The organism is Blautia glucerasea (assembly GCF_013304385.1).
GTDB lineage: Bacteria > Bacillota > Clostridia > Lachnospirales > Lachnospiraceae > Blautia_A > Blautia_A ammoniilytica.
In genome coordinates, this window is record NZ_JAAITU010000080.1 from 1 (window position 1) to 5,867 (window position 5,867).

Consider the following 5,867-nt stretch of genomic DNA (forward strand, 5'->3'; position numbering starts at 1 on the left):
TCATCTATATCACGTCCTTTCTCTATCTGCTGTTCCAGTTCAGCAATTCGGTGTTCTGTTTCAGTAATAAACTGTTTTCGCTGTTCAGCTTCTGTACCAATTTCTGCCATTGCTGATTTTCGTTTTCCAAAAGTTCTATCTTCGTTTTCTGTTCTTCCATCTTGGAAAGCAGTTCCTCGGTATTTGGCAAAATGTTGAGCAGCTCGGATAACTCGCTGTTTAATTTTTGCAATTTCTGATTCTGTTCCTGCATAAGAGAGAGTTGGGTGTCCCGATTCTGCATTTCCAGAATCATTTCTGCCATTAAGGTCTGCTGTTCTTCGATTTGCCCAATCATGGATTCCATTAAGGGTATAATTTCCCGGCTTTCTTCTAATGTCATTTAATCGCTCCTTCCATAATGATAATGCACCCGATACTTTTCCAAAGGTGTCCAGTATCTTTTGCAATAACGTGTTTTGTTGTTTTATGATTTGATTTTCCGCTACTTTCCACGAACCTTTTATTTCCTGCCCGGCAAGAAACTTTTGTTCAATCTTTCTTGCGTCAGCGCCTTCATGGATGGTAGGAATCTGGAGTTTTCCCTGTTTTTCATAAGAACGGTGATCGACCTGATTATGCAAAGGAAGATGTTCATTACACACCTTTGCCCACTCACTCCGCCACAGTTCACAATTTTTTGGATTGTTCCATCCGGTAGCATCGGTCAGCACCCGTTTCCATTGCAGGCGGTTTCTTGCACCAATCTTCTGAATTCCGTTTTCGTCTAATACAGGGATACGGATTCCATGACGGTCAGGGTTTTTCTTATCCTGCCACCAGTTCGGATGGGATTCATCAATCACGATATTTCCGTTTTTATCTCTGACAAAATCCCAATCCTTGACTTCTTTCTTTCCCCAAGAATGATCCGGGTTAAAAGGACGCATAGTCAGAAGAAGATGAACATGGGGGTTGCCATCCCCTTTATCGTGGATACTCCAATCAGCACACATTCCTCTATCTACAAAAGTTTTTTGAATATAGTCAGTTGTATATTGAATTTGTTCCTGTCTGTTCCATTCTTTGGGAAGGGCAAATTCAAATGACCTGCCAAGTTGGGCATCTGCATTTTTTTCAATCTTCAATACCTCATTCCATAACCTTTGTTTCTGAAATGTGATTTTAAATTTTTCTAAAGTAGCTTCTTTATCTTCTGATCTTTTGTATCGGACAGATTTTTGAAAGCGTTTTATATTTTCTTCTAGTACTATCTGCCATTCAGGAGGTACGTTTTCACACATCATAAGACTGGTGTAGACCACTTCTTTTTTAGAAGTGTAATAACTGATTCTCCCGGTTTCCTCGTTTTTCATCACATCCCCATTGAGATATGCGGAAGCGGAGATAACAGATTTCCCTTTACTTCGTCCGACTATTTTGATTGTGTAATGAAAAATCGCCATGTCTGGATTCCTCCTTTCTGACGTATCCGGCATAGATTTCCGGCAACATTGCTTTCAGTTTTAGAAAAAGCAGCATTGCCGGAACGCCCTCTGCGTAAGAGTGCCCTGCGCATAGCAGCCTGCATGGAATGCGCCTCTCTGGCGAAGAGTGCCTCCTGCGGCATGAGCAGGTCTGGCTGAAAGCCCCGCCGACGGAACGAGCCCGGCAAGCGTGAGCGCAGACCGGTTGCCACTTGTGGCAAACTTATTGGGACGACCTCTGGTTGTCCATAAGTGCGCCCTTCATGAAAAAGCAATGAAGGGAATGAAAAACTCATCCCCTCCGCCATTACACTTCCTCCATATCAGTATTTGTTTCTTTCTGCATTGCCTTTGAGAAAAATTTCCCATTGGCTTCCTGCTTTTTCAGAAAACCAATCAGCTTTGGGATGTCTTCCTCCTCAATAGGCGCACCAAGAACGGATTCCACCGCACCGCCAACCTGACAGAGCCTATGGGTTCGTTTTTTACTTTCTTCGGCTTTCTTTCGTTTTAGAAGTTCTTTCTTCTGTGCTGCATATCGTTTTGCTTTTTCAAGGCTTTCCTGTTCCTTCTTTTCCATTTCAAGCATTCGTTCTTCATAACTTTTTGTTGATTTTGCCATTATTACATTCCCCTTTCTTTTGCAAACATAAGTTCTCGGTTGCGTATCAGAAGAAGCACATGGTATAATCTTCTTGCGTGTAGGTATATCATGGCTTCGGTCTGATAGAACCTTTGGCGGTTTCTTTGGAAGCCGCCTTTTTAATTTGCCGCAGTTCTTGTTACGGCTTTTACATTTCCTCTATCCCTCAAATCACGACCTTCATTCGCTTCCATAAACATTTCCAGAATATCGGTTTTAATCAGGACTTTACGACCAACCTTTAATACCGGAAGTTTCTTCCATTCTACAAGCTGTCTTAAGGTGTTTCTGCCGATTCCCGTATAGTCGGCAGCTTCTTCGATGGATAATGCAATTTTTCTTTGCGTCATATAATCACCTCCCTGTAAATTGCATTATGCAATTCTTGTGATGTAAGTATATCCCTTCCAAATCTTTTTGTCAAGCGTTACGAAATATTAAAAACAATTTTTATATTGCATATTGCAATTTTAGAGAAACAATGCTATAATTCATACATACCGAAAAAGGAGGCAGTCAGCATGAAAGATAAAGAACTACGCAAGCTGATAGGCAGCAGAATAAAACAGCGCCGTCTGGAATTGAATCTGACACAGCCTTATGTCGCAGAAAAGATGGGAGTTACCGCTTCTACAATCCTGCGTTATGAGAATGGTTCGATTGACAATACGAAAAAAATGGTGCTGGAAGGTCTTTCGGAAGCACTCCATGTATCTGTGGAATGGCTCAAAGGGGAAACAGACGAATATGAAACCGACATTACGGATAAGAGAGAGTTACAGATTCGTGATGCGATGGGAGATATTCTGGAACAGTTACCGCTTGCCCTTACCAAAGAAGAAGATGCTTTTTCAAAAGATTTATTACTGCTGATGTTAAAACAATATGGTCTGTTTTTGGATTCCTTCCAGTTCGCCTGCAAAAACTTCAAGGGGAATGATGGTCAGACGGATATTGCCAAAACAATAGGGTTTGAATCGAATGAGGAATATAATGAGATTATGTTCTTAAGGGAAATCACTCCTACCATCAATGCTCTTAATGAGATGGCAGACGTTGTAAGGCTCTATTCCAAGAAACCAAAAACAGCAGAACAAAGGCTTGCAAATCTTTTATCAGAAGTCTTATACGAAGATTCCGAATCGGTATAGTAAGACAACCGGAGTTATGATATACTTACACGCACGAAGCATTTCATCAGTTCCGATTGTCTAATATCGAAAGGAGACATACGATTATGGCAAAAGGATCTGTAAGAAAAAAAGGAAAGAAATGGTACTACCGCTTCTATGTAGAGGACGCAAGCGGCAATCTTGTTCAGAAAGAATGCGTTGGAACAGAAAGCAAAAGTGAAACTGAAAAACTGCTCCGTCAGGCAATGGATGATTATGAGAAAAAGAAATTTGTTGCCAAAGCGGAAAATCTCACAGTCGGACAACTTCTGGATGTGTGGGCAGAGGAGGAATTAAAAACAGGTACGCTCAGCAATGGTACGGTGGAGAATTACCTCGGAACAATCCGAAATATTAAGAAACATCCGCTGGCAGAACGGAAATTAAAAAATGTAACCTCTGAGCATTTGCAATCCTTCTTTGATTTGCTTTCCTTCGGGGGAGTTCATCCCGATGGAAAAGAGAAAAAGGGTTACAGCAAAGACTACATCCATTCTTTTTCCGCAGTCATGCAGCAATCATTCCGCTTTGCAGTATTTCCAAAACAGTATATTACGTTCAATCCTATGCAGTATATTAAACTGCGGTATCAGACGGACGAAGTTGATTTGTTTTCGGATGAGGACATGGACGGAAATATCCAACCAATTTCACGAAAAGATTATGAAAGACTGCTTGCGTATCTTCAAAAAAAGAACCCAGCCGCAATACTTCCAATCCAGATAGCCTATTATGCCGGGCTTCGTATTGGAGAAGCCTGCGGTTTGGCGTGGCAGGACGTAAATCTGGAAGAACAATGCCTTACCATAAGACGCAGCATCCGATATGATGGCTCAAAGCGCAAATATATCATCGGACCAACCAAGCGGAAAAAAGTGAGGATTGTTGATTTTGGAGATACGCTGGTAGAGATTTTCCGTAATGCCCGGAAAGAGCAGTTAAAGAATCGAATGCAGTACGGAGAACTTTATCACACGAACTACTACAAAGAGGTCAAAGAGAAAAACAGAGTGTACTACGAGTATTATTGCTTAGACAGAACAGAGGAAGTCCCGGCAGATTATAAAGAAATTTCTTTCGTCTGCTTAAGACCTGATGGCTGTCTGGAACTTCCGACTACTTTGGGAACGGTATGCAGAAAGGTAGCAAAAACATTAGAGGGATTTGAAGGCTTTCATTTCCACCAGTTACGTCACACCTATACAAGCAACCTTTTAGCAAATGGAGCTGCCCCAAAAGATGTGCAGGAATTGTTAGGACACTCAGATGTCAGTACCACAATGAACGTCTATGCTCACTCCACAAGAGATGCGAAACGAAAATCGGTTCGGCTTCTTGATAAAGTGGTAGGCAATGACTAAAAAATTTCCCTTATTTCCCTTGTGATTATCTCATAAGGGCAAAAATAAGGGAAACTACATATCATTTCACTAATGAACAGGCGGGAAAGCCTGTAAAATAGGGAAAGTTAGAGGAATAATTATATAAATTCCAGTTGTGCGCCCAGCTAAGGGTGTGTAGTCAAGCCGGTGGGATTCCGGTTTATCCAAGGTTTAGCCAACCAGATAATAGCGAGTCTTGGGATGATGCCGGTAACGGCATCTGACAAGCGTAGACAGCAAGAAAGCAGGGTTGAATAGTGATTGAGCTTCGAAACGTTAACTTCAGTCGGTCGACGTCTTAACTGGTGCGGAAGGCAATATCATGTAATGCGATATGGCGAGTGTTATGTGGCACTGCGGAGTCAGAGAACCAATCATGTTTTACATTGTGAATACACATCAACTGGGGAGAACCTGCCATTTCTCGAAGAAGAGTATGAAGTTGCAACTGAAAACGGAGGATTTCAAATGAATGGTAGGTGGTCGGACAATCCCATAGTACTGTAGAAATCGGGCAATGCTGATTGAGGGAAGGGGATTGCATAGTAAAGGTCTTACTGAGGACACATTATCCGTACTCAGGGACGGAGGAAATAATGGAAACGAAATTAGTAAGAATAGCTGAGATATCGGCAACATCAAAACATCCTATATTTACATCAGTGTACCACTTGATAAATGAAGATATGCTAAAGCAATGCCATAAGGAATTAGATGGGAACAAAGCAGTCGGAATTGACAAGGTAACTAAGGATGAGTATGGGAAGAACCTTGATAGAAATATCAAGGAACTGGTACAGAGGTTGAAAAAACAAATCCTTTAAGCCACTTCCGTCACTGAGGGTATATATACCTAAAGGAAATGGAAAGAAACGACCATTAGGGATTGCTTCCTATGAAGATAAGATTGTACAAATGGCAGTGAAGAAAATACTGGGAGCTATTTATGAACCGAGATTCCTAAACTGCATGTATGGATTCAGACCGAATAGGGGGTGTCACGAAGCAATAAAAGAAGTATACCAACGGATAAGCTATGGAAAAATCAGCTATATCGTAGATGCCGATATCAAAGGTTTCTTTGACCATATCGACCATGATTGGATGATGAAGTTCCTTGAATGGAATATACAGGATAAGAACTTATTGTGGCTAATACGTAAATACCTTAAAGCAGGAATAATGGAGCAAGGAAAATTCGAGC

The 5,867-nt window shown here is 41.3% G+C and carries 8 protein-coding genes; 4 read left to right on the forward strand and 4 right to left on the reverse strand.

The features are described from left to right. From G5B11_RS18105 to G5B11_RS18120, 4 genes are all read right to left on the reverse strand, one after another. Positions 1-1,445, reverse strand: a 1,445-nt coding sequence (locus G5B11_RS18105; protein WP_173729266.1) for a MobA/MobL family protein, incomplete at its 3' end; no start/stop codon positions are given. Further along, a complete protein-coding gene (locus G5B11_RS18110) occupies positions 1,415-1,774 on the reverse strand; it encodes a hypothetical protein (RefSeq protein ID WP_015520150.1) in 360 nt (119 codons plus the stop codon). The genes G5B11_RS18110 and G5B11_RS18105, both read right to left, overlap by 31 nt. Beyond that, positions 1,774-2,088, reverse strand: coding sequence for a hypothetical protein (locus tag G5B11_RS18115; RefSeq protein ID WP_006859028.1), 315 nt, complete (start codon positions 2,086-2,088; stop codon positions 1,774-1,776). Before G5B11_RS18115 ends, G5B11_RS18110 begins: the two co-directional genes overlap by 1 nt. Positions 2,089-2,228: 140 nt before the next feature. After that, positions 2,229-2,459 (reverse strand): helix-turn-helix domain-containing protein, encoded by a 231-nt coding sequence (locus tag G5B11_RS18120; protein ID WP_004843519.1) that lies wholly within the window; start codon positions 2,457-2,459, stop codon positions 2,229-2,231. A 171-nt stretch (positions 2,460-2,630) separates the two neighbouring features. Here G5B11_RS18120 and G5B11_RS18125 point away from each other — a divergent pair, with 171 nt between their 5' ends. The 4 genes from G5B11_RS18125 to G5B11_RS19885 all read left to right on the forward strand — a co-directional run. After that, the gene (locus G5B11_RS18125) at positions 2,631-3,260 is read left to right on the forward strand and encodes a helix-turn-helix domain-containing protein (protein ID WP_055158601.1); all 630 of its coding nucleotides are present in this window, start codon (positions 2,631-2,633) and stop codon (positions 3,258-3,260) included. A gap of 86 nt (positions 3,261-3,346) precedes the next feature. Further along, positions 3,347-4,642, forward strand: coding sequence for a tyrosine-type recombinase/integrase (locus G5B11_RS18130; protein WP_055158599.1), 1,296 nt, complete (start codon positions 3,347-3,349; stop codon positions 4,640-4,642). 617 nt (positions 4,643-5,259) lie between these two features. Next, the gene (locus G5B11_RS19880) at positions 5,260-5,487 is read left to right on the forward strand and encodes a hypothetical protein (RefSeq protein WP_330603176.1); all 228 of its coding nucleotides are present in this window, start codon (positions 5,260-5,262) and stop codon (positions 5,485-5,487) included. Positions 5,488-5,569: 82 nt separating this feature from the next. Next, the coding region (locus G5B11_RS19885; protein WP_330603177.1) for a reverse transcriptase domain-containing protein at positions 5,570-5,867 on the forward strand (298 nt) is incomplete at its 3' end.